We start from the raw sequence: 23,055 nt of genomic DNA, 5'->3' as shown, positions 1-23,055 counted from the left end.
GCTCGTTTGGGCTGATTTGTCGAAGGCTCGTGGCCTTGATGCGGTGCCTGCATTCGCATGAGGCTCTTTCTCACTGCGTGAGGCTGCTGCCGGGATGTCGCCCCGGCGGGCGACCTTCTTTCTTTGCTTCGCCAAAGAAAGAAGGCAAAGAAAGGCGACCCCGACGGGGGTGGTCCGGCTAGGGCCGGACTGCTCTGCGGTGCTCGGTGTATGGGGCCTCGCGCCGAACTCGCTACGCGGCCTGCGGCCGCTGCGCTCAGACAACCGCGCGAAGTCAGTTGACGAAGCGTGCTGCGCACGCGGCCCCAAACCCCTGCGCTCCTCGACGCCCCCCACGGGGCCCGAAGAGCAATACGGTCGTTTGCTGCGCAAACATTCCCTGTCCACGCCTCGCTTCGCATCGGCTTCGATCTCGGCGATGCGAAGCGAGCCGAGCGGTGGGGTACGTTGAACAGGTGTGCCGTGGTCCGGATCTATCCGCAGGCGACAGGTCGCGGAAGGAAGCAGCCGAAGCGGTACAGCAAAGTGGAGAGCGTCTTTGCTTTGGTTACTTTCATTTGACGCGACAAATGAAAGTGACTCGCCCGCCGGGGCGAACACCCGGCGCACCCGCCGGCAGGCAGAAGAACTACCCACGCGAAGCGGGAAAAGAACAAGGGCTCAAACACCCAAAACCAATACGCAATCCCGACCGACTAGGGCAAATCCCAAGTAATCGATGCAAAGACGTACATGTCCGTGCGCACAAAGTATCAAGCGAGGTCAGGCCGGAGCCCTATCTTTGCCCCTGTCTGCGCACCTGCAGAACACCAAACCTAAATCGACAGGAGACACCCAATGAAGATGAAGGCAAGCCTTGCCATCGCATGCATCCTCGCCCTCGCGGGTACGGCAGCATCGGCGACCGACCTCGTCATCGCGACCGTGAACAACGGTCACATGATCGAGATGCAGAAGCTCGGCAAGTTCTTCGAACAGGCCAACCCCGACATCAAGCTGAAGTGGGTCACGCTCGAAGAAGGCGTGCTGCGCCAGCGCGTGACGACGGACATCGCCACCAAGGGCGGCCAGTTCGACGTGATGACCATCGGCATGTACGAGACGCCGATCTGGGGCAAGAAGGGCTGGCTGCAGGAGATCAAGCCCGAAGCTGCGTACGACGTCGACGACCTCTTGCCCGCCATGCGCAACGGCCTGTCGGTGGAGGGCAAGCTCTACGCCGTGCCGTTCTACGGCGAGAGCTCGATGCTGATGTACCGCAAGGACCTCACCGACAAGGCCGGCGTCACCTTCCCCGAGCGCCCGACCTGGGAGCAGGTACGCGATGCCGCCGCGAAGATCCACGACCCGAAGGCCGGTGTCTATGGCATCTGCCTGCGCGGCAAGCCGGGCTGGGGCGACAACATGGCGTTCATCACGACCATGGTCAACAGCTTCGGCGGCCAGTGGTTCGACATGGGCTGGAAGCCGCAGCTCGAGACCAAGCCGTGGAAAGACGCAATCACGATGTACGTCGACCTGCTGAAGAAGTACGGGCCGCCCGGGTCGAGCGCGAACAGCTTCAACGAGATCCTTGCGCTCTACAACGAAGGCAAGTGCGGCATGTGGATCGACGCGACGATCGCCGCCTCGTTCATCACCGACCCGAAGCAGAGCAAGGTGGCTGACAAGGTCGCCTTCGCGCAAGGGCCGTACAGCGCAACCGAGAAGGGCGCGAACTGGCTGTGGGCCTGGGCGCTCGGCATCCCGGCCGGCACCAAGAACGCTCCGGCGGCACAGAAGTTCATCACCTGGGCCACGTCGAAGGAGTACATCAACCTCGTCGCCAAGGAAAAGGGTTGGGCCGCCGTGCCCACCGGCACGCGCAAGTCGACCTACGCGAACCCTGAGTTCCTGAAGGCCGCCAAGTTCGCCGAGGCCGAGAAGAAGGCGATCGACACCGCCAACCCGAACGACAGCACCTTGCCGAAGAGCCCGTACGTCGGCGTGCAGTTCGCCGCGATCCCCGAGTTCCAGGCGATCGGCATTGCCGTTGGGCAGCAGATGAGCTCGGCGCTTTCAGGCCGGTCGACCGTCGACCAGGCGCTGAAGACCAGCCAGACCGCGGCCGAGCGCGAAATGAAAAAAGGTGGGTACTACAAGTAAAGGCTTCGAGGGCTCCTGAGGGAGCCCTCGGGCAACTTGCCGTCATTCCCGCGCAGGCGGGAATCCACGATCGCTTCTCCCTGGACCCCGTCTGCGCGGGTGACGAAAGGAAGCGGTCCCCTCACCGGCGAACACCATGAAAAGACTCCTCCCCCGCGCCCTGATGGCGCCCGCGGTGGTCACGCTCTTCCTCTGGATGATCGTGCCGCTGCTGATGACGCTGTACTTCTCGGCGGTGCACTACAACCTGATGCAGCCCGGCGAGAAAACCTTCGCCGGCCTCGAGAACTTCGAATACTTCTTCACCGATCCCGACTTCGGCGCGTCGGTGTGGAACACGATCGTCCTGCTCGGCTCGGTGATCGTCATCACCGTGGTGCTGGGCACCGCGCTCGCGCTGCTGGTCAACGACCCCTTCCCTGGCCGCGGCATCGTGCGCGTGCTGTTGATCTCGCCCTTCTTCGTGATGCCCACGGCCAACGCGCTGCTGTGGAAGCACATGATGATGAACCCGGTATACGGCGTGCTCGCGCAGGTGGCGATCTTCTTCGGCACCACGCCGGTCGACTGGCTCACCGACCACCCGCTGTTCTCGATCATCCTGATGGTGTCGTGGCAGTGGCTGCCCTTCGCCTGCCTGATCTTCATCACCTCGCTGCAGTCGCTCGACCGCGACCAGATGGAAGCCGCGGGCATGGACGGCGCCAACGCCTTCCAGAAGTTCTGGTTCCTCACGCTGCCACACCTGGCGCGGCCGATCGCGGTGGTCGTGATGATCGAACTCATCTTCCTGCTGAGCGTGTTCGCCGAGATCTTCACCACCACCGGTGGCGGGCCGGGCAACGACAGCACCAACGTCGCCTTCCTGATCTTCAAGCAGGCGCTGATGAACTTCGACGTGGGCGTGGCCTCGGCCGGCGCGCTCTTCGCGGTGGTGCTGGCCAACATCGCCGCGGCATTCCTGATCCGCATGATCGGCAAGAACCTGGATTGATGAACATGAAGCACATCTCACTCGTCATCCGCACGCTCGCAGCCTGGATCATCACGCTGCTGATCGTCTTCCCGCTGATCTGGCTGGTGCTCACCGCCTTCAAGACCGAGCAGCAAGCCATCTCGGTGCCGCCGCAGCTGTTCTTCACGCCGACGCTGGCGAGCTTTGCAGAAGTCAACCTGCGCAGCGACTACCTGCTGTTCGCAAAGAACTCGGTCATCACGAGCTTCGTGTCGACGATCCTCGGCCTCGCGATCGCCGCACCGGCTGCGTACTCGATGGCCTTCTTCCGCAGCCCGGCCACGCGCGACATCCTGATGTGGATGCTCTCCACCAAGATGATGCCGGCCGTCGGCGCGCTGGTGCCCATATACGTGATGGCGCAGACCGCCGGCATGCTTGACTCGCTGCCCGCGTTGATCATCGTGTTCACGCTGTCCAACCTGCCGATCATGGTGTGGATGCTGTATTCGGGCTTCAAGGACATCCCGTCCGACATTCTCGAAGCGGCGCGCATGGACGGTGCGAACGTCTGGGGCGAGTTTCTCCACGTGATCCGCCCGCTCGCCATGGGCACGCTCGCCTCCACCGGCCTCCTGTGCCTGGTGCTGAGCTGGAACGAAGCCTTCTGGGCGCTCAACCTCAGCTCGGCCAAGGCCGGCACGCTGGCCACGCTGATCGCGTCGTACTCCAGCCCCGAAGGCCTCTTCTGGGCCAAGTTGTCGGCAGCGTCGTTGATGGCCATCGCACCCATCGTCGTCGTCGGCTGGTTCAGCCAGAAGCAATTAGTGCAAGGCCTCACCTTCGGCGCAGTGAAGTAATCGACGAACAGAGAAAAGGACCTGAACATGTCATTCCTCCAACTCAAGGGCGTCGAAAAAGTCTTCGGCGAGGTGCGTGCCATCAAGGGCATCGACCTGACGATCAACAAGGGCGAGTTCATCGTCTTCGTCGGGCCTTCGGGCTGCGGCAAGTCGACGCTGCTGCGCATGATCGCCGGCCTCACCCACATCGATGGCGGCAGCGTGCAGCTCGACGGGCGCGACATCACGCACCTGCCTTCATCGAAGCGCGACCTCGCCATGGTGTTCCAGAGCTACGCGCTCTACCCGCACATGAGCGTGTTCGACAACATGTCGTTCGCACTGCGCCTGGCCAATGTCGACAAGGCGGTGATCAAGCAGAAGGTCGGCCACGCCGCCGAAATTCTCAACCTCACCAAGTACCTCGACCGCACGCCGAAGGAGCTGTCCGGTGGCCAGCGCCAGCGGGTTGCCATCGGCCGCGCCATCGTGCGCGCGCCCAAGGTGTTTCTGTTCGACGAGCCGCTGTCCAACCTCGACGCCGCGCTGCGCGGGCAGACGCGCATCGAGATCGCCAAGCTGCACCGCGACCTCGGCGCCACCACCATCTACGTGACGCACGACCAGGTCGAGGCGATGACGCTCGCCGACCGCGTGGTCGTGCTGCGCGACGGCGCCATCGAGCAGGTCGGCTCGCCGCTCGAGCTCTACGACAAACCGGCCAACCAGTTCGTCGCGCAGTTCATCGGCACGCCACAGATGAACGTGGTCGACACGGCCAAGCTGCCCGAATTGCGCGAGGTGGTGGGCGCCTCGCACGCACCCGATGGCTTCATCGGCGTGCGGCCCGAGAACGTGATGGTTCGGCCTGCGGGCGGCGGCAAGTTGCCCGCACGCGTGGAGCTGATCGAGTCGCTCGGTGCCGACACGCTCATCTACACCAGCGTAGGCCACAACGGCAACGGCGTGCAGATCGTTTCGCGCCAGGCCGAGCGCACCTTGCTTGCACCGGGCGACTCCGTCGGGCTCGACATCGCACCCGCCTCCTTCCATCTCTTCGACCGCCAGGGCCACAAAGTCGCGGCGCACTAGACCTCTTTCATGAACACCATCCTGCACATCGGGCTCGGCTCGTTTCACCGCGCCCACCAGGCCGTCTACCTGCACGAGCTGCGCGAGAAAGGCGACACCAGCTGGTCCATCGTCGGCGGCAACATCCGCAACGACATGGCCGACACCATGGCTGCACTCGCCGCACAGAACGGCGAATACACGTTGGAGACCGTGTCGCCCGCCGGCGAGCGGCGCTACGAGCGCATCAAGTCGATCCGCGAGGTGATCCCGTTCGACCCCTCGCTCGCGCGGCTGATCGACGTGGGCGCCGACGCGGCCACGCGCATCATCTCGTTCACCGTCACCGAGGCCGGCTACTACCTCGACGACCAGAACAAGCTCGACCCGGGCCACGCCGATTTGCGCGCCGACCTGGCCGGTGCCACGACCACCATCTACGGCGCCATCGCCGCCATCCTGCGCGAGCGCGTCAAGCGAACCGGCACGCCGGTCACGCTGCTCAACTGCGACAACCTGCGCAGCAACGGCACGCGCTTTCGCGCCGGGCTGCTCGAGTTCCTGGCCTTGCGCGGCGAGACCTCGCTGCGCGAGTGGGCCCAGGCCGCCACCACCTCGCCCTGCGACATGGTCGACCGCATCACGCCGCGCCCCCTGCCCGACGTCGCCGAGCGCGTGCGCGCCGCCACCGGCTGGGACGACCGCGCCCCTGTCATGGGCGAAAGCTTCATCCAGTGGGTGATCGAAGACGACTTCATCGCCGGCCGCCCGGCCTGGGAACGCGTGGGTGTCGAGATGGTGGCCTCGGTGCATGCGCACGAAGAAGCCAAGATCCGGATCCTCAACGCCACCCACAGCTGCGTGGCCTGGGCCGGCACGCTGAAGGGACTGAGCTTCATCCACGAAGACATGGCAATGCCTGCGATCCGGCAGATGGCGCACGACTACGTGACCAACGACGTGGTCCCCTGCCTCGACACACCCGAGCACCCGAGCCCCATCGACCTCGCCAAGTACCGCGACGTGGTGCTCGAACGCTTCGGCAACCCCAACGTCCGCGACACCAACCAGCGTGTCGCGATGGACGGCTTCTCCAAGATCCCCGGCTTCATCGTGCCGACGCTGCGCGAATGCATCGCCCGCGGCGCACCGATGGACGCCACCGCGATGCTGCCCGCGCTGTTCTTCGCCTTCCTCGGCCGCTGGCACCGCGGCGAGCTGAGCTACACCTACCAGGACGGCGTGATGGACCCCGCCGTCGCACACGCCTTCTTCGCCGCGCCCGACCCGCTCGGCGCCTTCTGCCGCGACCCGCTGCTGTGGGGCCCGCTCGCCGGCAACGCCACGCTCGAAGCCGCCATTCGTGCGGCAGACCGCCGCGTGCAAGCTTTCATCACGGAGTGACCCCATGACATCACCACGACTCGCAGGCCGCCACGCCCTGCTCACCGGCGCCAACGGAGGCATCGGCCTCGCGGTGACCGAAGCCTTTCTCGCCGAGGGCGCGCGCTGCACGGCGGTCGACATCTCCGCCACGCCGAGCGCCGGCCTCGCAGCGCTGATGGCCGCGAACCCCGACACGCTGGCCTATGCGAGCGCCGACGTGACGCAGGTGGCCTCGATCGGCCCGCTGGTCGACAAGGCCGCGCAACGCTTCGGCACCGTCGACGTGCTGTTCAACAACGCCGCCATCTTCGACATGGCGCCGCTGCTCGAATCCGACGAGCGCATGTACGACCGCCTGTTCGACGTCAACGTGAAGGGCATGTTCTTCGTGATGCAGGCGGTGTTGGCGCGCCTGGTGGCCGCCGGCAAGCGCGGCTGTGTGGTCAACCTCGCCTCGCAGGCGGGGCGTCGCGGCGAGGCACTGGTGTCGCACTACTGCGCCAGCAAGGCCGCGGTGATCAGTTACACGCAGAGTGCAGCACTGGCCATGGCGCCGCACCAGATCCGCGTCAACGCCATCTCGCCCGGCGTGATCGACACGCCGATGTGGCAAGGCGTCGACGCCCTCTTCGCCCGCTACGAAAACCTGCAGCCCGGCGAGAAGAAGATCGCCGTCGGCAAGGCCGTGCCGCTGGGTTACATGGGCGCGCCGGCCGACGTGGCCGGCGCCGCCGTTTTCCTGGCCAGCAACGAGGCCTCGTACATCACCGCACAGACATTGAACGTGGATGGCGGTAATGTCATGAGCTGATGCATTCGAGGCCCGCCATGCCCACTCCCCGCGACCGCAGCCTGCCCCGCCAGCGCCAGCCCGAGCTGGAGCACAACCACGGCCGCCCGGCCTCGCTGGGCTACGAAGCCACCGAAGACGTGGGCCTCGTGCGCTGCCTGGCGCACGGCTTCCCCACGCCGCTGGCGCGCTGGCACTTTCACGACGAATACGAGCTGCACCTCATCACCGCCACCTCGGGCAAGGCCTTCGTCGGCGACTGGATCGGCCCCTTCCACCCCGGCCACCTGGTGCTGTGCGGCCCACGCCTGCCACACAACTGGGTCTCGATCGACCTGCCCGAAGGCGGCGTGCCCGAGCGCGACCTCGCCATCCAGTTCAGCCACGAGCCCATCGCGCATGCGGCCGAGATGATCCCCGAGCTGGCCGAGGTGCTGCCGCTGCTGGAGCGGGCGCGCCACGGCATCGAGTTCTTCGGCATGTCGGAGCAGGCGCATGCGCACTGGCTCACGGTGAAGAACGCGCGCGGCATGCGCCGCTTCGCGGCGTTCTGCGACTTTCTCGCCGACCTGGCACGCAGCACCGACTACCGCCTGCTCTCCAACGTGCAGATGCAGCGTGACGACAACGACACCGAGCTCGAGCAGATCAACGCCATCGTCGACCGCATCGCCGGTGACGGCGGCGCAACGCTCACCGCCAGCCAGGCTGCGGCCGAGCTGGGCATGAGCGAGAGCCGCTTCTCGCGCTTCTTCCGCCGCGCCACCGGCAACACCTTCACCGACTTCGTCAACCGCGTGCGCGTGAACCGTGCCTGCCACCTGCTGATGGAAACCGACCGCCTGGTCACGCACGTCTGCTACGAAGTGGGCTTCAACAACGTGGCCAACTTCAACCGCCGCTTCCTCGAGATCAAGGGCATGACGCCGAGCGAGTTCCGGCGCCAATCGGACCACCGCTTCCGGCACGCGTGACCCCGACTTCCATGGACTGGGGCATCGACCTCGGCACCTGCGTGCCGAAACGGCCAACGAACCGGATACGCCGCCCGGCTACCATCCAGCGCGCGCAGCGGCCGCGGTGCCGCCGCGCCCTCAACCCGGCCTCGTGCCACCAGTATTGAATCAACGGAGAGATGCATGTTCGTGGTCTGCGGAGAAGCCTTGATGGACGTGTTTGCCGAGGGCAACACCGCCACCGGCACGGCACTCGATGCGCGCGTGGGCGGCTCGCCCTTCAACGCCGCGGTGGGCCTGGCGCGCTTGGCACAGCCGGTTGGCTTCTTCGGCGCCGTCTCGCGCGACTTTCTCGGCGAGCGGCTGATGCAGGGCCTGCGCGATGAAGGCGTGAACACCGCCACCACCGCGCGCACCGATGCACCCACCACGCTCAGCCTCATCGGCACCGATGCGCAAGGCGTGCCCGCCTATTCGTTCTACGGCCACGGCGCCGCCGACCGCCAGCTTGGGCTCGATGCGCTCGCGCTGTTGCCCGCCACGGTAAGCGGCATCCACGTCGGCTCGTACACCACGGTCGTCGAGCCCGTCGCTTCCACGCTGCGTGCACTGGTCGAGCGCGAGCACCTGCGCACACCGATCAGCTTCGACCCGAACATCCGCCTCAACGTCGAGCCCGACCTCGAGCGCTGGCGCGCCATGCTCACCTGGATGCTGCCGCGCACCCACCTGCTGAAGATCAGCCTCGAAGACCTGCAGCTGCTGCTGCCCGGCGTGGGCGTGCAGAAGTTCGCCGACGACGTGCTCGCCAGCGGCGTGAAGCTGCTCGTCGTCACGCTCGGCGGCGACGGCGCACAGGCCTGGAGCGGCTCGGCCTCGGTGCAGGTGCCGGCCGAGCGCGTGAATGTGGTCGACACCGTGGGCGCCGGCGACAGCTTCCAGTCGGCGCTGGTCACCTGGCTGGCCGAGCACGGCCTGCTGTCGATCGCCACACTCGGCGCCCTGTCGGCCGCGCAGTTGCGCGAGGCACTGCAGTTCTCGGCCCTCGCCGCGGCCATCACCTGCTCGCGCCGCGGTGCCAACCCGCCGAAGCGCTCGGAACTGCCGGCCCACGTGCCGAAAGCCTGACTCCCGCAGGCCGCCCGGCAGCCCCAGGGCAGTGTCGTGAAGAAAGTCGCAAGAGGCCCTGCAGGCGTCCAACACACCTTTGGCGCCGGGCAAAAGCCTCGTAACCTTGCGGCCGCACTTCGTTGTCACGTGCTGCCATGGACGCACACCGCCACCTGTACAAAGACTATCTGCTGAGCTGCTCGCCCCTGCTGCGCGAAGACGGCCTCTACCAAGCCCGCGTGGCCATCACCTACCTGGGCGGCGAGCGCACGCGCTCACAGCGCTTTCTCGACCTCGACTCGTTCCCGACGAAAGAGCAAGCCGTGGCCGCAGCCCAGGCCGCCGGCATCGAGTGGGTCAACCGCGAAGCCGCCCGATAGCGCCCCCGCAGCGCCTTGTCGCGCTGCGTTTGTAGAATGCGCCCTCCCCCTGAGGCCCTCGCGCCCCACTCGCCGTAGTTCAATGGATAGAACGGCCGCCTCCTAAGCGGCAAATACAGGTTCGATTCCTGTCGGCGGGACCACCCGAGCAAGTTGCAGAATGACATTGGGGAACAAGACGACTGACTCTTACTCGACGTCGCGCAATGCGAAGAAGGTGAGCTTGTCGCGCACTTTGCCAAGCTCAATGTGACGCCGAAACTGAGCAACACGCCACACGGCCAGCGTCACGGGAGTGCGGCCACACGTCGGGTGTCTGTTAGCCTGCCCGAATCGGGAGGCATCATGTTGACTTACAGCTATCGGCCTGCGGTTCGCACATTCGCGACGGCGTTGTTGTTGTGCTCTGGCCCTCATGTCTTCGCCGGAACCGTTACAGAGGCCAGGTTGACAGGGCAACCTCTCCAGTACATGGAGGGCGGGACGATCACCGGCTGCGGAGTCAGGATAGTTGGCATTCCCAATCCTGTGCCAGGAACCGGAGCAGTCAAGATTTTCGACGTGTCCTTCAACGTTGTTAACCTAGCCGGTGGATTGGTAAAGGGCGGCTTGACGGCTGTTCCCATGCAAGCCTTCTTGGCACAAGACCTTGCCCGGGGCACAGAAGTGCCCATCAAAAACGTATGGCTCAAGGCTCCTGGCTCACCTGCAACCACACCATTGGCAGGAGGACCCTTAGCAGCGCAGACGCATAAACATGCCCTCATGTACGTGACATCGCTCGAGTCCGTTCTGAGCCTCGTCACCGCCGTCCAGGAAGGAAAGCAAGTTCAGATTGGATTCCGGGTAAAGAAGGAGGACCTGGACTCAGTCTTTTTTGGAAGGGTGCTGCTTTCGGAATCCGAAGCAGCTCAATTCGCTCAATGCTTCTTGGAGTGGAGTGACGCTCTCCGGCATCGCATGGAGTCTTTCCGGACCGAGGCCGAACCGGCATCAGCCACTACGAAGTGATGAGTGATCGGCTCGCCCCCTACAAACCCAGTGAATTCGCGCACAACTGGCAAGTTGACACTTGCATCGGCGCCGCGCTGGTTGCGTGGATGAAGTCGCCGCAGGTGGAGTAGAGGCCTCTCTGTAGGAACGCCGATTGCCTCCAGTCCGCTGCGCAGGCCATCGCTTTGCTCGACAAGCAGTACCGCGACACCGCTCTGACTCGCGCATGTCCATCCTTTCGGGAGGTGTGCATGGTCAAGACGTCGGTACCTAGCGTTGCGGCAATTCTTGTCGCTTTGGCCGCTTTTGCTGCACTTCTTGCCAGCCCCTTCGCGGCACGCGCTCAGACCGATCACTTCGCGACGCCGCCGCCTCTGCGTGCGGACGGCGACGCCGGTCATTCCATAGCCAACGCTGGCGCGGTACACGCCGCCGGCGGGCACGACGCAGACACATCCACGACAACCGGAGCAACACCATGCAGCTGACTCTATTTCGCGGCATCGTCCTCGGGCTGACCTTCGCGCTCGCGGCCGGTACGGCCGTCGCACAGAACTACACGCTCCGCTACCTGCCCACCGAGGGCAACCGCTTCTGGACGCCCACGGACATCAACAACCACGGCCAGATTGCGGGCACGGTGGGCGAGTCCCATTTCCCCGCTGCCGTGATCTGGGACGCCTCCCGATCTCCGGTGGGGGGGACCTACCTGCCGTCCTACGGGGACTGCTGCTACATCGCCACTTTCGCCAACGCCATCAATAACCGCGGGCAGGTTGCAGGCGAGGACACCTCGCGCGCCGCGCTGTGGAACAGCAGCACCACGCGCCCCACCCTGCTTGCTGGCGAGGTCATACCGTCTACCGCCTGGGGGTTGAATGACTCCGGTGCCGCGGTGGGTTCCTTTGGCGGGCAAGCCATGCTGTGGGACTCGACAGGCGGCCACGCTCTCGGCACGCTCGGCGGCTCCAGCGAGGCCCGTGCGATCAACGAGGCTGGTGCGGTGGCTGGCACAAGTGAGGTGGCCGGCCAGACGCATGCCGCGCTCTGGCAGAAGAACGGCAACGTCATCGACCTCGGCAGGGGCAGTGCCTACAACCTGAACGATCGCGGCCTCGTCGTCGGTACCGTGGACCGGCGCGCGGCGCTGTGGGATGGCACGCAGCGCACCTTTCTCGGCGGCATTGACTCGGTCGCTTTCGGCGTGAACAACCGCAATTGGGTGGTTGGTACCGTATACGACCAAACGTTTGGTGATCCGATGACCGCCATGCTGTGGCACGGCGGTCAGTCAATCGATCTCAACAGCTTTCTCGGCCAGGCCGACCGAGACGCGGGCTGGCGCCTGGTGTCCGCGACGGCCATCAACGACCACGGCTGGATCGTGGGCTCGGCCTACAACGCGCAGTACAACTCAGGCAAGGGCTTCGTGCTGTCGATTCCGGCGATACCAGAACCGGCCAGCCTCGCGCTGATGGGCGCCGGACTGGCCGTGTTCGGCGCGGCCGCACGTCGGCGCCTGCGTGGCGGAGCTGCGTCGTAAGGAAGGCAGTCGACAAGGCGGCTCATCGCAAGCTCACGGCGACACGAAGAGCTTGTCGAGGCGACCCGTCGCGAGCTCGGCGTCGAAGGCTTCGCCGATGCGGCGGATCGTGTCCTGGCAGCGCACCCACGGTGGCTGCTTGGGCGTGGGCACGTAGAGGCCGACTTCGTGCCGGGTCTCGATGTCGGATGCGCTGACGGCCAGCACGTGGTCGCAACCGGGCAAGGTGTAGGTGCGGCGCTGGTCGTGAAGCGGATCGAGCCAGTCGGGTGCGAGCTTCGCATCCATGCGTTCGATGAGAAAACGCTGGAACTCGCGGTCCATGGCCGTGCCAACCGGCGCCACGCGGTACTCGGTGCCGCTGCTGAATCGGCTGTAGCGGCCCTTCCATGCCACCGGCTTCACGTTCGTTCGCGGCACGAGGCGCTCGGCTCCCTTGGCATCACGCGTCCATTGAAAGTAGTGCGCGACCCACAAGGGCGTGATGTCTTGCGTGTCGACGTAGCGCATGTGCTGGTGATCGACCTTGAGMCCATAGGCCTGACCGGTGGGAATGTCGACCAGCAGCAAGGCCTCGTAGCGTTCGGTGCTGCCCGTCCTCGCGTAATCGGTCGCAGTGGTGACGTACTGCGTGTGGCCCGGCGAGAAAGCGTGGGCCTTCGCATCCTTGCCGGCGCTGAGGCCGGAGAGTGCCTGGCCGGGCGTGACCCACGGCTGAACGGAATAGCCGGTGAGCGTGTGCACGTCGAGCACGGTGGCGTTGCTCAAGCGCAGCCAGCGGCCGCCGCGCAGATCGGTGCCCTCGTCGATCGAGGCCTTCTCCAGGCCGTACATCGTGGTCTCGCCGGGCTGCCCTTGCTCGGCGTCGAGCCATTGCACCTCGGCCATGCCGCCGGTGTCGCCGAAGTCTTTGACGACGAGCTGGCCCTGGTCTTCGTAGACGAGGTGGAAGTCGGTCATGCCGACCAGCAGCGCGGGTTTCGGTGCATCGGCCAGACGCAGCACGCGCCAGAAGCGGTCACCGACGCCGGGCACCATCACGTCCTTGCCCTTCCAGCGCACAGAGAACGAGGTGACCTCGACGGTGCTGAAGGGGTTGCCGCTGTTGTTGGGGAAGCCACCACTCGAGATGCGCCGGCCTTTCGCCACGATCTCGAACGGGCCATGGGCCAGCGTGGCGTTCTGCAGCGGCGGGTTGCCGCTGCAGCCGGCCAACAGCGAGACAAGCAGCGCCGTGAGCAGAGCAAGCAGCGCGAAACGTAGCGTCGATGTGCTCACCACGGATTGGCGTGCTTTCCCGCCGCTAGCAATGCCTTGTCGAAACGGCCCAGTGGCCAGGGCCCACACCATGAAGCTCATGCGCATCCTTGTCGACGGGTGAACCGTTGCGCAGTGCAGCGGCTTGACCCATCGCGCAGTGTCGGCAGCGCGCGTTTCACTGCGGCTGCCGGTGCGTGGCTGCTGGTTTCAATTGTTGAAGGGCGCGCGACAACGTGCCGGCAGATCGACCGACCGTCGGTTCATTGCACCAAGGTCACGGCGCCAGGCACGGCGATCTTGAGCAGGCTGGGGTCGATGGCCCGCAGCAGGTTGACGGCGCTGCCGCCCTTCTCCACCTGGCCGGTGCGCAGAGCCCAGCGGGCCTGGCTTTCCATCGTGCTGACGAGCGACTGGTCGAGGTTCAGCGAATAGTCATGCGCTGCGAGGTGGCTGGCGGCTTGCGCATCTGAGATGTGCAATTGCGTGGCAAGAATTTGCCTTGCAGCTGCAGGCTCCTTGGCGATGAGCTGGCTGGCGCGCGCCAGGGCGCGCAGCAGCTTGACGATCTCGGCATCCATCGCAGCCGCCTTGCGCCGGCCGGTCACCAGAGCGAAGTGCTGGGTGTAGACACGCGGTGTGGGCATGGTGGCCAGATCGTCTTTCAACGCATCGGCCACGGTGGAAGCGATGGGTTCCCAGATGGCGACGGCATCGACTTCACGGCTCTGCATCGCCGCGGCGATCCGCTCAGCCGGCAGAGGCACGAGCGTGACACCCGCGCGATCGACTCCCTGGAACAGCAGCCACGTGTCGAGGTAGTACTCGGCCGAAGTGCCGGCCACGGTGCCGATGCGCTTGCCCTTCAGGTCTTGCGCTTGCGACACACCGGCACTGCGGCGCGCGATCACACGCATCTGGTGCGAATTGCTGAGCGTGGCAACGATGGAGAGATCGGCCTTGGCCAGGCCGTTCAGGCTCACCAGCAGTTCGGCGGCGGTGGCGACGTCGGCCTGGCCTTGCTGCAGCATTTCCACGCACTGCCGGCCGCTTCGGCAGTCGAGCATCTTCACGTCGGCGCCTTCGCTCTTGAAGTACCCCTTGGCCTCGGCCACATAGACCGGCAGGGACACCGGCCCGGCCGACACCGCGAGCCTGAGCTCGTGCGCGATGGCCGGCACCATGTGCAGCCAGCTGGCCGACAGGAGCAGTGCAGTGGAGAGGATGCGGCGCATGGGTCAGTGTCGGAGATCAGGCCATCCGGTGCACGTTGCGGCCAGCGCTCTTGGCTTCGTAGAGCGCCTTGTCGGCTCGCTCGAGCAACGCACCGGGCGTGATGTCGCCCTCGCTCGCATCGTGGTGCGAGATACCGACGCTGGTCGTCACCTTGAGGATCTGCTGGTCGACGACGAAGGGCGCGTTCATCTCGGCAATGATCTTGTCTGCGATGAGCGTGACCACGTTTGCATCGTGCAGCCCTTCGAGGATGACGACGAACTCGTCGCCCGCGAGGCGCGCCACGGTGTCGGTGCCGCGCACCGACTTCTGCAGGCGCTTGGCAAACTCTTTCAGCACCGCGTCGCCGGCGGCGTGGCCCAGCGAGTCGTTGATGGCCTTGAAGTGGTCGATGTCCAGGAACATCAACGCCACGCCGCAGCCATTCCGCACGCAGCGGGCCAGGGCTTCGGGCAGCTTCTCGTTGTAGTGCAGACGGTTGGGCAGGCCGGTCAGCGTGTCGAACCGCGCGAGCGCCTGCAGCTGCTGCTCCACGCGCTTGAGCGAGCTCACGTCGCTGGTGAGCGCGTAGACGCCTTGCACCGCGCCCGAGGCGTCGCGATCGGGGATGTACGCAGTCTGCGTGGCCCGTGTGACGCCCTGGCCGGTGACTTCGCCTTCGAATTCCACCCGTTCGCCCTGCAGCGCCCGTTCGAGTTTCTGCCGGCGTGCTTCGAAGGCCTCGGCACCGACCACATCGCGCAATGGCCGGCCGATCATCCCTTCGGTGTCGACGCCCAACCAAGACTTGAAGGTGCCGTTGGCGAAACCAAGGCGCATCTGGTTATCGATGTAGGAGATGAGCACCGGCAGGTTGTCGGTGATCTGGCGGAGGCGCTGCTCACTGCGCGCGCGTGAGACCTCAGCCTGGCGCACGTCGGTCACGTCGAAGCTCATTACATAGAAGCCGCAGACCGAGCCGTCGGCGCTGCTGTCGGGAACGATGTTGGCGATGAAGTACGCATCGCGCCCCTTGCGAACCATGTGCCACTCGAAGCTGCGCCGCTCGCCTCGCAGCGCCGCCTGCACGTGCGGCTCATGCAATGCATAAATTTCCTCGCTGATGCCGGAGCGCAGTGTGTGACCCGACAAGTCGGCGCCCACCAGGCCGGTGACCTTGCGCACGGTGGTGTTGGCGAAGAGGCAGCGCTCGTCGCGGTCGAAGTGGCCGATCAGCGCCGGGATGTTGTCGGTGATGGCGCGCAGGCGCGTCTCGCTGTCTCGCACACGCGCACTGGCCTCGCGGTGCACGGTGACGTCGACCGTCATCGCGTACAGGCCGATCACCTGGCCGTTTTCATCGATGTCGGGCAGGTACTCGGACAGCAGCCACGCGGGCTTGCCGTCCACCAGACTCGTGCGTTCGAACTGCTGCCGCTCGCCGGCGAGCGTGGCAGCCAGGTGGGGGCCGATCACGGCATAGGCCTCGTCGCCGAGGCCTTCCTTCACCGTCTTGCCGATGAGCGCGGCCGGGTCCACGCCGGGCAGGCGCCGATATTGGTCGTTGGCGAAGCGGAAGCGTCCGCCAGTGTCGATGTAAGCAATGAAGGTCGGCAGGTTGTCGGTCACGGCGCGCAGGCGCTTGGCGGCGTGGGCGGCCTGGTCACGGCTGGCGCTCACGGCTGCGGTCATCGCGTCGAAGCGGCGCGCGAGCTCGCCGAGTTCGTCGGGCGTGTCGTTGCCGATGCGGTGGCCCAGTTGGCCTTTGCCGACCAGCGCAGCGGCCTCGGCCAGCCGCTGCACGGGCAGCAGCAAGCGCCGGCGCACCACCCACGTCAGCAGCATGAACATCAGCAGCATGACCACCGGCGCGGCGAGGGCGACGATCTGAAAGCGCTCCTGCGCACGGTGGCGCGCCACCGCAACGTCCTGGAACCACTGGTCGGCGTAGTCGCTCATCGCCTGCGTGCTGGTGAGCAGCTGGTCGAGCAAGGCTTCGCGGCGGCGCACGTCGAACGGCTCGTTGGTCTTGGGGATGTCTTGCAGGCGCGAGAACAGCTCCGGCAGGTCGCGCGCGAGGTCGCGCAGGCCGACCACGGCGCTGTTGCCCTGGCTCGTGCCGTCGTCGAGCAGCAGCGCCTTGGCGATGGAGGCATGCCGCAGATGCCATTGCTCGGCAGCGCGGGGCTCGAGATAGCGCGCGTACTCCTGCGTCAGCGTCAGCAGGCCCGTCACTTCATGCGACACGTTCTGCGCACGAGACTGCGTCTCGGCCGCCGCGTTCTCAAGGCTGGCCGCCATCGCCACCACGCCCGCGGCCAGCGTGCCCAGCAGGGCGGCCGCCACGATGGCTGCGAGCAAGAGGCTGCGGATCCGCATGGCTGGTTACCGGCCGACGCTCACGGCCGAAGGCTTGGCGTTCATCAGCGGCACGGTGTGCAGAAAGCCCATGAAATTCGGGCTGGCCTTGGCGGGCACCTGGCCCTCGCGCATGGCCCAGCGGGCTTCGCTTTCCATGGTGCGCACCAACGCCGGGTCGAGGCCCAGCCGGAAGCTGGTCGTGGGCCAGAACCAAGTGACGAAGCCTTCGTCCAGCGCCAATCGCTTGCGCAGGATAGCCTTGGCTTCTTCGGGCCTGTCTTGAATGAATTGCTCGCCACGCTCCACGGCGCGCAACAGGCGGGCCAGGGCCTCATCGCGCGCACCGAACAGGCGCCGCGCCGCCACCAGGTTGAAGGTCTGCACATAGGCGCTGGCACGCGGCAGCACCCTGCCCGTGGAGCCGGGCGCCTTGGCAGCGAGGTAGCCGAAGGGCTCCCAGACGGCGACGGCATCGACTTGGCCGCTTTGCAGCGCACTCACTGATTTGTCGGGTGCGATGTCGACGATGGTGAGCCCGCGCGGGTCGACGTTGATCGCCAGCAGGTGAAGCTCGAGAAAATAATGCCCCGCCGAGCCGAGGGACGTGCCGACGCGCTTGCCGGCCCAGTCGCGTGGCGTGGCCAGGGCGCCTGCTCGCGCGCCGGCGACGAGCTTCAGGTTGCTGCTGCTGGTGGCGATGGTGGAGACGATGGCGTAGTCATTGCGATGGAAGGCGCCGAAGGCGACCGCCATTTCCGATGCGGTGGCCGCGTCGGCCCGGCCGTCGAGCAGCTCGCGCATGCAGCTGACGCCGCCGACGCAGTCGATCACCTGCACGTCGATCCCTTGCTCGGTGAAGAAGCCCTGGTCTAGCGCCACGAAGATGGGCAGGGACTGAGGTGACTTCGACACGGCCAGCCGCAGGCCCTCGGCTGCGAGCACCGTCGTGGGCAGGCTGATGAGCAGCGCCATGCTCAGGTGTTGCAAGGCCTGGCGGACGAACGATGTGGACAAAATGGCTCCTCGACCCTACCGAGAGGGTCGCACCCGGGAGCATCTCTCGGGAGCACGGCCCGGAATGGGCGGAAAAGCGGCCGGTTTCGCGGCTTGATCGGCGCGGTATTTTTGCCGGCATCATGCTCGCCACACCTTCGCCACGGAGACTTGCATGCCGGACGCAGAGAGCGACGCCACACCCGCCCTGAAGGAAATCTTCGACGCTCGGCGCATGCGCCACATCGCGGCAGAAACGGCCGCCGTGTTCCCCGGCTTCGACACCAAGCGCTTCCTGGCGCTGGTGCTGGCAGACCTCGATTCGCTGTCGATCATGCAGCGATTGCGCCGGGTGGCCGAGGGCTTTCACGCCACGCTGCCCACCGACTACCGCCAGGCGCTGGGCGTGCTGCGCGAGCTGGCGCCCCGGCTGAACCACGGTTTCGTGACGATGGCGCTGCCGGAGTACGCCGCCTTGTATGGGGCCGACGACGTGCCAGCCTCGATGGAGGCGCTGAAGTTCTTCACCCGCTTCGGCTCGTCGGAGTACGCGGTGCGCCACTTCCTGCAGCGCGACCTGGAAGGCACGCTGGCGGTGATGAAGCGCTGGTCGACCGACAAGAACGAGCACGTGCGCCGCCTCGCCAGCGAAGGCAGCCGGCCGCGCCTGCCGTGGTCGTTCCAGATCAAGCCGCTGATGGCCGACCCGAGCCCGCTGGCACCCATCCTCGAGAACCTGAAGGACGACCCCAGCCTCTACGTGCGCCGGTCGGTGGCGAACAGCCTGAACGACATCACCAAGGACAACCCCGAGTGGGCGCTCGAACGCATCGAGGGCTGGTCGCTCGACAGCCCGGGCACCGCGTGGATTGCAAAGCACGCGCTGCGCAGTCTGGTCAAGAAGGGCGACCGGCGCGCACTGGCAGTGATGGGTGCGGGCGAGGCGGCCGAGGTCGAGCTGAAAGGGCTGAAGGTTTCACCGAAGGCCATCCACCTGGGCGAGAGCATCGCCTTGTCGGTGGCGCTGCATTCCACCTCGGCGAAGAGCCAGCGGCTGGTGGTCGACTACGGCATCCACTACGTGAAGAAGTCGGGCGGCACGGCGGTCAAGGTGTTCAAGCTGAAGACCTTCACGCTCGCGCCGCACGCGGTGGAACAGCTCTCGCGCAGCCAGTCGATCAAGAACTTCACGACGCGCGTGCACTACGCCGGCCGGCACGAGGTGGAGGTGTTCGTCAACGGCCAGCCCCGCGGCCGCACGGCTTTCACCCTGAGCACGTGAGCGGGCGCGATATCTGCTACGTTCAGGCACCGACCCCCCGATTGACCAAACCGACGAGGCCGCCATGCAGACACTGAACGAGATGTTGAGCCGTCACCTGCTGACCCCCGAGCAGCACACGAACATCCGGACATGGATCGCCGAGGCGCGCACGCCGCAGGGCATTCTCGACATGCCGCCGCACCTGTGGCGCGCGCTGTCACTGGCCAGTGTGCTGATGGGCGTGGATGCGGACATCACGCAGGTGGTGCAGCCGGGCGAATAAGCGCGCTGGCCGCTCGGCGGCCGGCTACTCCTCGAGAGTCGCCTGGAAACTCGTGGCCGCGGTGTTGCGGCTGGCCTCGCGGGTGCTGCCGAAGAGCGACGCGTTGAACGATGCCGTCGGGTCGCCTTCGGCCATCGCCCACAGCAACAGTGCGCGGGCCGTCATCGGCTTGGCGAACAGGAAACCCTGCAACTCGTCACAGCCGAGCGCCGTGAGGATCTGCTGCTGGCGCTGGTTCTCGACGCCCTCGGCCACGACCTTGAGGCCGAGCGCGTGGGCGAGCTTCAGCACCGCGTCGATCACGGCGCGCGCATCGGCGCTGTGCTCCAGGTCCATCACGAAGCTGCGGTCGATCTTCAGCTCCTTGGCGGGCAGCTTGCGCAGGTACGCCAGGCTGGAGTAGCCGGTGCCGAAGTCGTCGATCGACAGGTGGGCGCCCAGCACGCCGAGGCGGCGGAAGGTCTCCTGCGTCTTGCCGGTGTCTTCCATCGTCGCGGTTTCGGTGATCTCGCAAGTCAGCAGCGAAGGGTGGATGCGGTGCCGCTTGAGCGCATCGGCAATGCGATCGGAGAGGTCGTCCTGCCGCATCTGGTGGGCGGAGAGATTGATCGCCACGCGCATGCGCAGCCCCTTGTCGCGCCACAGGCGCGCCTGCACGCAGGCCGCTTCGATGACCCAGTTGCCCAGCGGACCCATGAGGCCATTGCGCTCAGCGAGTGGAATGAAGCGGTCGGGCAAGATCAGACCGAGCTCGGGGTGCTGCCAACGCAGCAACGCTTCGACGGCAGTGACCTTGCCGGTGACGGCATCCATCTTGGGTTGGAAGTGCAGCTCGAGTTCGTTCTTCGCGACGGCTTTACGCAGGTCGCGAACGAGGTCGAAGTTCTGCTCCGCGTCCATGTCCATGTCGGGCGCATAGAAGCAATGGCGTGAACCACCAGCGCGCTTGGCGGCGTACATGGCCACGTCGGCGCGGGCGATGAGCTTGTCGACCGGGCTGCTGCCACCCTCGTGGAGGGCGATGCCGATGGAGCAGGCGATGTTGATCTCGCGGCCTTCGACCTTGTAGGGCTTGCCCAGCGTGTCGATCACGCTCTGCGCGACCTTCTCGGCCATCTCGGGTGACGAGGCGTTGGGCACCAGCAGCAGGAATTCGTCGCCACCGACGCGCGCGGCTTGGTAGGCCTTGCGCGTCAGCCACGCCAGGCGCTTGCCGACCAGCCTGAGCACCTGGTCGCCGCAGTTGTGGCCGAAGGTGTCGTTGACGGGCTTGAAGCCGTCGAGGTCGATGAAGAGCACGGCGAATGGCGCGCCGCGTGCATCGCTGCGCTTGGCTTCCGCGCGCATGCGCTCTTCGAAGAAAAGCCGCGTGGGCAGGCTGGTGAGACTGTCGATAGTGGCGGCCGGGGTCGCCAGGGCCACCGGCTTGGCCGCGCGCACCTTGGCCCGCATGATGGCCATGAGCGTCCACGTGAGCGCGAAGACCATGGCCAGGTCGATCAGGTCCGACCAGCGCATGGTGGTGGACCCGGAACTGGCCGCCAGGGTTGCGAACACCCCGACGCCGGCAACAGTCAGGGCGGAGAAGACCCGCAGCACGCGCAAGCGTGCTGCGTTGGCGAGGTTCATGTGCGCCGTGATGGCAGCCGTGCCAAGCAGCATGACCGACAAGCCGATGGCCAGCTGGCCGTCGATCGTCGCCACGCGAAAGAGCCCGGGCATCTGCACCATGGCCAGCACATAGGCGCCAACCAGCGTGGCAGCGACGGCCTGCAGCGCCTGGAAGTAGGCGCGCTTGGCGATGCGGTTGGCAGCCAGCCAGCCGAAGGCCGGCAGCGCGAGGCAAGCCAACCACGACAGCAGCGCGTGCACGCCGAGGCTGGTGCCGAAGGTCGGGTCGACTTGAGACGCCTGTGCAGGCCACCACAGCCCATAGGCCATGAGCAGCACCGCAGCCATCGACAGCAGGCGGGCAAAGGAGGAGCGGGAAACGCGCGGCGCCCGGCCGCCGATTTCACTGGCCACCAGGTAGAGAGCGGTCGTCGCCATGAAGCACGCTGCCGTCAGCACCATCGTTGCCCTTTGTTCTTTTCTTGAGGCCACCAGCGCTTGGGAGAAGCGGGTGCCAGTTGTCAGCGTTGCCGGTTGTTGAGAGCGACAAATCTGCCAGACAAACGATGATAGTGAGCGAGGCAAAACCCGTTCGTGACGTAGTAGCGCTTCAGGGCAGCAGTGCTTCGCGCTGCTCGATTAAGTCACGATCAAGCAGGCCGCAACAGCGCCCCATCAGTGGGCAAACGTGGCGCCGAGACTACCGACGTGTCCGTTTGCAAGGGTTTATGCGGACACGATGAGCGCGTGCCGCCCATGTCCTCATGCCCATTGTTCGATCGGGAGGATTTGCAAATCCCCGAGCTGAATCGGGTCATGGGAAGCTGGGGATTTACCTCGGGCGCGATGCCGACTAGATTGAACCGGACCCCTGATTTCCAGCAGCACCGCACCCTATCGACCACACCGCAGCGATGGCACGACAGCCCACGCACGCAAAACCCAAACGCCTCGTCTGGCGCATGACGGAGCGCGCGCCGATGGGCGAATGGGTCGACCCCAACGCACCCCCTGAACGGCCGAAGAAAGACCTGCCGGAGGGGTCTCCGGGCAACTGGGTGGGTTCGTCCTACGACCTGCTGAATGGCGTCGATATCGACGACAACCCCAACACGGTTCCCGACGATCTGTTCGACGAGCTGTTCCCGAAGCCCGACGACCACAAGAACAGCGGCAGATAGGCCGCTCCTCTTGTGGGCCGGTCGCGATCAGCCTGCGTGCCGATACGTGCCCGTGCCGTGTGGCGCAGCCACAAACTCAGGCAGCGCTTCGGCCTGGCGTGAGAACGCCTGCAAGGCCGGGTAGTTCGCCGCGACCACCACCTGCGGCAGCATCTGCTGCGTGAAATGCCAGGCGATGGCGGTGCTCACGCCGGCCTGGTCGATGCCTGCGCGGCTTGCCACGAGCGGCTGGTGCGTGAGTTCGGCCTCGAGCGCGCCATAGGCGGCGAGCAGCTGCCCGGTGACGCGGCTCACCCAGGGCTGGTGCAGTTTTTCAGAAGGCCGCAGCTCATGTTCGTAAACGATCTGCACGCTCTTCTCGCAAGCGGCCAGTGCCAGGCCGGTGATGCGCAGCGAGCGCTTCAGCTCCGCCATGCCGCGCGGCATGAGGCTCGCGCGCGGTGCTGCCATCGCCTCGGCGTATTGCAGGATCAGCGTCGAGTCCATCAGCACGACGCCGTCGTCGCACACCAGAGACGGCGCCTTGACCACGGGGTTGATTCTCTGAAACTGCGCGAAGGTGCTGAACACCGAGACCGGCTGGTGCTCGAACCGCAGGCCGAGCAGCTGCAAGGAAACCGCCACGCGGCGGACATAGGGTGAATCGAGCATGCCGATCAATTGCATGGGAACTCCGGATGAGGCAACAAGTGGACGGTGCGCCGGGCAGTATCTTCGCG

General features: G+C 65.9%; 20 protein-coding genes and 1 tRNA gene. 15 read left to right on the top strand and 6 right to left on the bottom strand.

The features are described from left to right. Positions 1-837 precede the first annotated feature (837 nt). From AC1DYS_RS17420 to AC1DYS_RS17365, 12 genes are all read left to right on the top strand, one after another. The gene (locus AC1DYS_RS17420; protein WP_477901351.1) at positions 838-2,145 is read left to right on the top strand and encodes an ABC transporter substrate-binding protein; all 1,308 of its coding nucleotides are present in this window, start codon (positions 838-840) and stop codon (positions 2,143-2,145) included. A 136-nt stretch (positions 2,146-2,281) separates the two neighbouring features. Continuing rightward, on the top strand, positions 2,282-3,139 hold the full coding sequence (locus AC1DYS_RS17415; RefSeq protein WP_477901349.1) for a carbohydrate ABC transporter permease: 858 nt from the start codon (positions 2,282-2,284) through the stop codon (positions 3,137-3,139). A gap of 5 nt (positions 3,140-3,144) precedes the next feature. Beyond that, the gene (locus AC1DYS_RS17410; protein ID WP_477901347.1) at positions 3,145-3,960 is read left to right on the top strand and encodes a carbohydrate ABC transporter permease; all 816 of its coding nucleotides are present in this window, start codon (positions 3,145-3,147) and stop codon (positions 3,958-3,960) included. A gap of 27 nt (positions 3,961-3,987) precedes the next feature. Next, positions 3,988-5,034, top strand: a complete 1,047-nt coding sequence (locus AC1DYS_RS17405) for an ABC transporter ATP-binding protein (RefSeq protein ID WP_477901345.1) — start codon at positions 3,988-3,990, stop codon at positions 5,032-5,034. Positions 5,035-5,043: 9 nt separating this feature from the next. Continuing rightward, complete coding sequence (gene dalD / locus AC1DYS_RS17400) at positions 5,044-6,417, top strand: D-arabinitol 4-dehydrogenase (protein WP_477901343.1); 1,374 nt, start codon at positions 5,044-5,046, stop codon at positions 6,415-6,417. A 4-nt stretch (positions 6,418-6,421) separates the two neighbouring features. Further along, positions 6,422-7,210, top strand: coding sequence for an L-iditol 2-dehydrogenase (locus AC1DYS_RS17395; RefSeq protein ID WP_477901341.1), 789 nt, complete (start codon positions 6,422-6,424; stop codon positions 7,208-7,210). A gap of 17 nt (positions 7,211-7,227) precedes the next feature. Beyond that, on the top strand, positions 7,228-8,163 hold the full coding sequence (locus tag AC1DYS_RS17390; RefSeq protein WP_477901339.1) for an AraC family transcriptional regulator: 936 nt from the start codon (positions 7,228-7,230) through the stop codon (positions 8,161-8,163). Between the two features lie 165 nt (positions 8,164-8,328). Continuing rightward, positions 8,329-9,273, top strand: a complete 945-nt coding sequence (locus AC1DYS_RS17385; RefSeq protein ID WP_477901337.1) for a carbohydrate kinase family protein — start codon at positions 8,329-8,331, stop codon at positions 9,271-9,273. Between the two features lie 137 nt (positions 9,274-9,410). After that, a complete protein-coding gene (locus AC1DYS_RS17380) occupies positions 9,411-9,635 on the top strand; it encodes a hypothetical protein (RefSeq protein WP_477901335.1) in 225 nt (74 codons plus the stop codon). A 68-nt stretch (positions 9,636-9,703) separates the two neighbouring features. Beyond that, positions 9,704-9,778 (top strand) — tRNA-Arg (locus AC1DYS_RS17375). A gap of 202 nt (positions 9,779-9,980) precedes the next feature. Next, the gene (locus tag AC1DYS_RS17370) at positions 9,981-10,646 is read left to right on the top strand and encodes a hypothetical protein (RefSeq protein ID WP_477901333.1); all 666 of its coding nucleotides are present in this window, start codon (positions 9,981-9,983) and stop codon (positions 10,644-10,646) included. Positions 10,647-11,106: 460 nt separating this feature from the next. After that, positions 11,107-12,171: a PEP-CTERM sorting domain-containing protein gene (locus tag AC1DYS_RS17365; protein ID WP_477901331.1), complete on the top strand. Its 1,065-nt coding sequence runs from the start codon at positions 11,107-11,109 to the stop codon at positions 12,169-12,171. A 33-nt stretch (positions 12,172-12,204) separates the two neighbouring features. Here AC1DYS_RS17365 and AC1DYS_RS17360 read toward each other — a convergent pair whose 3' ends face one another. From AC1DYS_RS17360 to AC1DYS_RS17345, 4 genes are all read right to left on the bottom strand, one after another. Continuing rightward, on the bottom strand, positions 12,205-13,449 hold the full coding sequence (locus AC1DYS_RS17360) for a hypothetical protein (RefSeq protein WP_477901329.1): 1,245 nt from the start codon (positions 13,447-13,449) through the stop codon (positions 12,205-12,207). 242 nt (positions 13,450-13,691) lie between these two features. After that, entirely contained in the window at positions 13,692-14,663 is a 972-nt protein-coding gene (locus AC1DYS_RS17355) for an ABC transporter substrate-binding protein (RefSeq protein ID WP_477901327.1), read from the bottom strand. Positions 14,664-14,679: 16 nt separating this feature from the next. Next, positions 14,680-17,022 carry a PAS domain-containing protein gene (locus AC1DYS_RS17350; RefSeq protein WP_477901325.1) on the bottom strand — a complete coding sequence of 781 codons (2,343 nt, stop codon included), beginning with the start codon at positions 17,020-17,022 and terminating at the stop codon, positions 14,680-14,682. 6 nt (positions 17,023-17,028) lie between these two features. Next, the gene (locus AC1DYS_RS17345) at positions 17,029-18,018 is read right to left on the bottom strand and encodes an ABC transporter substrate-binding protein (protein WP_477901323.1); all 990 of its coding nucleotides are present in this window, start codon (positions 18,016-18,018) and stop codon (positions 17,029-17,031) included. A gap of 154 nt (positions 18,019-18,172) precedes the next feature. Here AC1DYS_RS17345 and AC1DYS_RS17340 point away from each other — a divergent pair, with 154 nt between their 5' ends. Beyond that, positions 18,173-19,279: a DNA alkylation repair protein gene (locus tag AC1DYS_RS17340; protein ID WP_477901321.1), complete on the top strand. Its 1,107-nt coding sequence runs from the start codon at positions 18,173-18,175 to the stop codon at positions 19,277-19,279. Positions 19,280-19,343: 64 nt separating this feature from the next. Next, entirely contained in the window at positions 19,344-19,544 is a 201-nt protein-coding gene (locus AC1DYS_RS17335) for a hypothetical protein (RefSeq protein ID WP_047494050.1), read from the top strand. A gap of 24 nt (positions 19,545-19,568) precedes the next feature. Here the strand turns inward: AC1DYS_RS17335 and AC1DYS_RS17330 are convergent, their stop codons facing one another. Further along, the gene (locus AC1DYS_RS17330; protein WP_477901319.1) at positions 19,569-21,593 is read right to left on the bottom strand and encodes a putative bifunctional diguanylate cyclase/phosphodiesterase; all 2,025 of its coding nucleotides are present in this window, start codon (positions 21,591-21,593) and stop codon (positions 19,569-19,571) included. A gap of 476 nt (positions 21,594-22,069) precedes the next feature. Between AC1DYS_RS17330 and AC1DYS_RS17325 the strand changes: the two genes are divergently transcribed. Further along, complete coding sequence (locus AC1DYS_RS17325) at positions 22,070-22,336, top strand: hypothetical protein (protein ID WP_477901317.1); 267 nt, start codon at positions 22,070-22,072, stop codon at positions 22,334-22,336. A 27-nt stretch (positions 22,337-22,363) separates the two neighbouring features. On the opposite strand, the gene AC1DYS_RS17320 is transcribed toward AC1DYS_RS17325, so the two are convergent. Then, the gene (locus AC1DYS_RS17320; RefSeq protein WP_477901315.1) at positions 22,364-23,002 is read right to left on the bottom strand and encodes a glutathione S-transferase; all 639 of its coding nucleotides are present in this window, start codon (positions 23,000-23,002) and stop codon (positions 22,364-22,366) included. Positions 23,003-23,055: the final 53 nt, after the last annotated feature.

The organism is Rhizobacter sp. P2_G4 (assembly GCF_056403575.1).
The sequence above is the reverse complement of the archived record's forward strand: the minus strand, read 5'-3'. Positions and strand labels throughout refer to the sequence as shown.

Excerpts from the sequence above, each read along its gene's own strand:
- AC1DYS_RS17420 (WP_477901351.1), top strand. The coding sequence starts at position 838 with ATGAAGATGAAGGCAAGCCTTGCCATCGCATGCATCCTCGCCCTCGCG.
- AC1DYS_RS17415 (WP_477901349.1), top strand. The coding sequence starts at position 2,282 with ATGAAAAGACTCCTCCCCCGCGCCCTGATGGCGCCCGCGGTGGTCACG.
- AC1DYS_RS17410 (WP_477901347.1), top strand. The coding sequence starts at position 3,145 with ATGAAGCACATCTCACTCGTCATCCGCACGCTCGCAGCCTGGATCATC.
- AC1DYS_RS17405 (WP_477901345.1), top strand. The coding sequence starts at position 3,988 with ATGTCATTCCTCCAACTCAAGGGCGTCGAAAAAGTCTTCGGCGAGGTG.
- dalD (WP_477901343.1), top strand. The coding sequence starts at position 5,044 with ATGAACACCATCCTGCACATCGGGCTCGGCTCGTTTCACCGCGCCCAC.
- AC1DYS_RS17395 (WP_477901341.1), top strand. The coding sequence starts at position 6,422 with ATGACATCACCACGACTCGCAGGCCGCCACGCCCTGCTCACCGGCGCC.
- AC1DYS_RS17390 (WP_477901339.1), top strand. The coding sequence starts at position 7,228 with ATGCCCACTCCCCGCGACCGCAGCCTGCCCCGCCAGCGCCAGCCCGAG.
- AC1DYS_RS17385 (WP_477901337.1), top strand. The coding sequence starts at position 8,329 with ATGTTCGTGGTCTGCGGAGAAGCCTTGATGGACGTGTTTGCCGAGGGC.
- AC1DYS_RS17380 (WP_477901335.1), top strand. The coding sequence starts at position 9,411 with ATGGACGCACACCGCCACCTGTACAAAGACTATCTGCTGAGCTGCTCG.
- AC1DYS_RS17370 (WP_477901333.1), top strand. The coding sequence starts at position 9,981 with ATGTTGACTTACAGCTATCGGCCTGCGGTTCGCACATTCGCGACGGCG.
- AC1DYS_RS17365 (WP_477901331.1), top strand. The coding sequence starts at position 11,107 with ATGCAGCTGACTCTATTTCGCGGCATCGTCCTCGGGCTGACCTTCGCG.
- AC1DYS_RS17355 (WP_477901327.1), bottom strand. The coding sequence starts at position 14,663 with ATGCGCCGCATCCTCTCCACTGCACTGCTCCTGTCGGCCAGCTGGCTG.
- AC1DYS_RS17350 (WP_477901325.1), bottom strand. The coding sequence starts at position 17,022 with ATGCGGATCCGCAGCCTCTTGCTCGCAGCCATCGTGGCGGCCGCCCTG.
- AC1DYS_RS17340 (WP_477901321.1), top strand. The coding sequence starts at position 18,173 with ATGCCGGACGCAGAGAGCGACGCCACACCCGCCCTGAAGGAAATCTTC.
- AC1DYS_RS17335 (WP_047494050.1), top strand. The coding sequence starts at position 19,344 with ATGCAGACACTGAACGAGATGTTGAGCCGTCACCTGCTGACCCCCGAG.
- AC1DYS_RS17330 (WP_477901319.1), bottom strand. The coding sequence starts at position 21,593 with ATGGCGACGACCGCTCTCTACCTGGTGGCCAGTGAAATCGGCGGCCGG.
- AC1DYS_RS17325 (WP_477901317.1), top strand. The coding sequence starts at position 22,070 with ATGGCACGACAGCCCACGCACGCAAAACCCAAACGCCTCGTCTGGCGC.
- AC1DYS_RS17320 (WP_477901315.1), bottom strand. The coding sequence starts at position 23,002 with ATGCAATTGATCGGCATGCTCGATTCACCCTATGTCCGCCGCGTGGCG.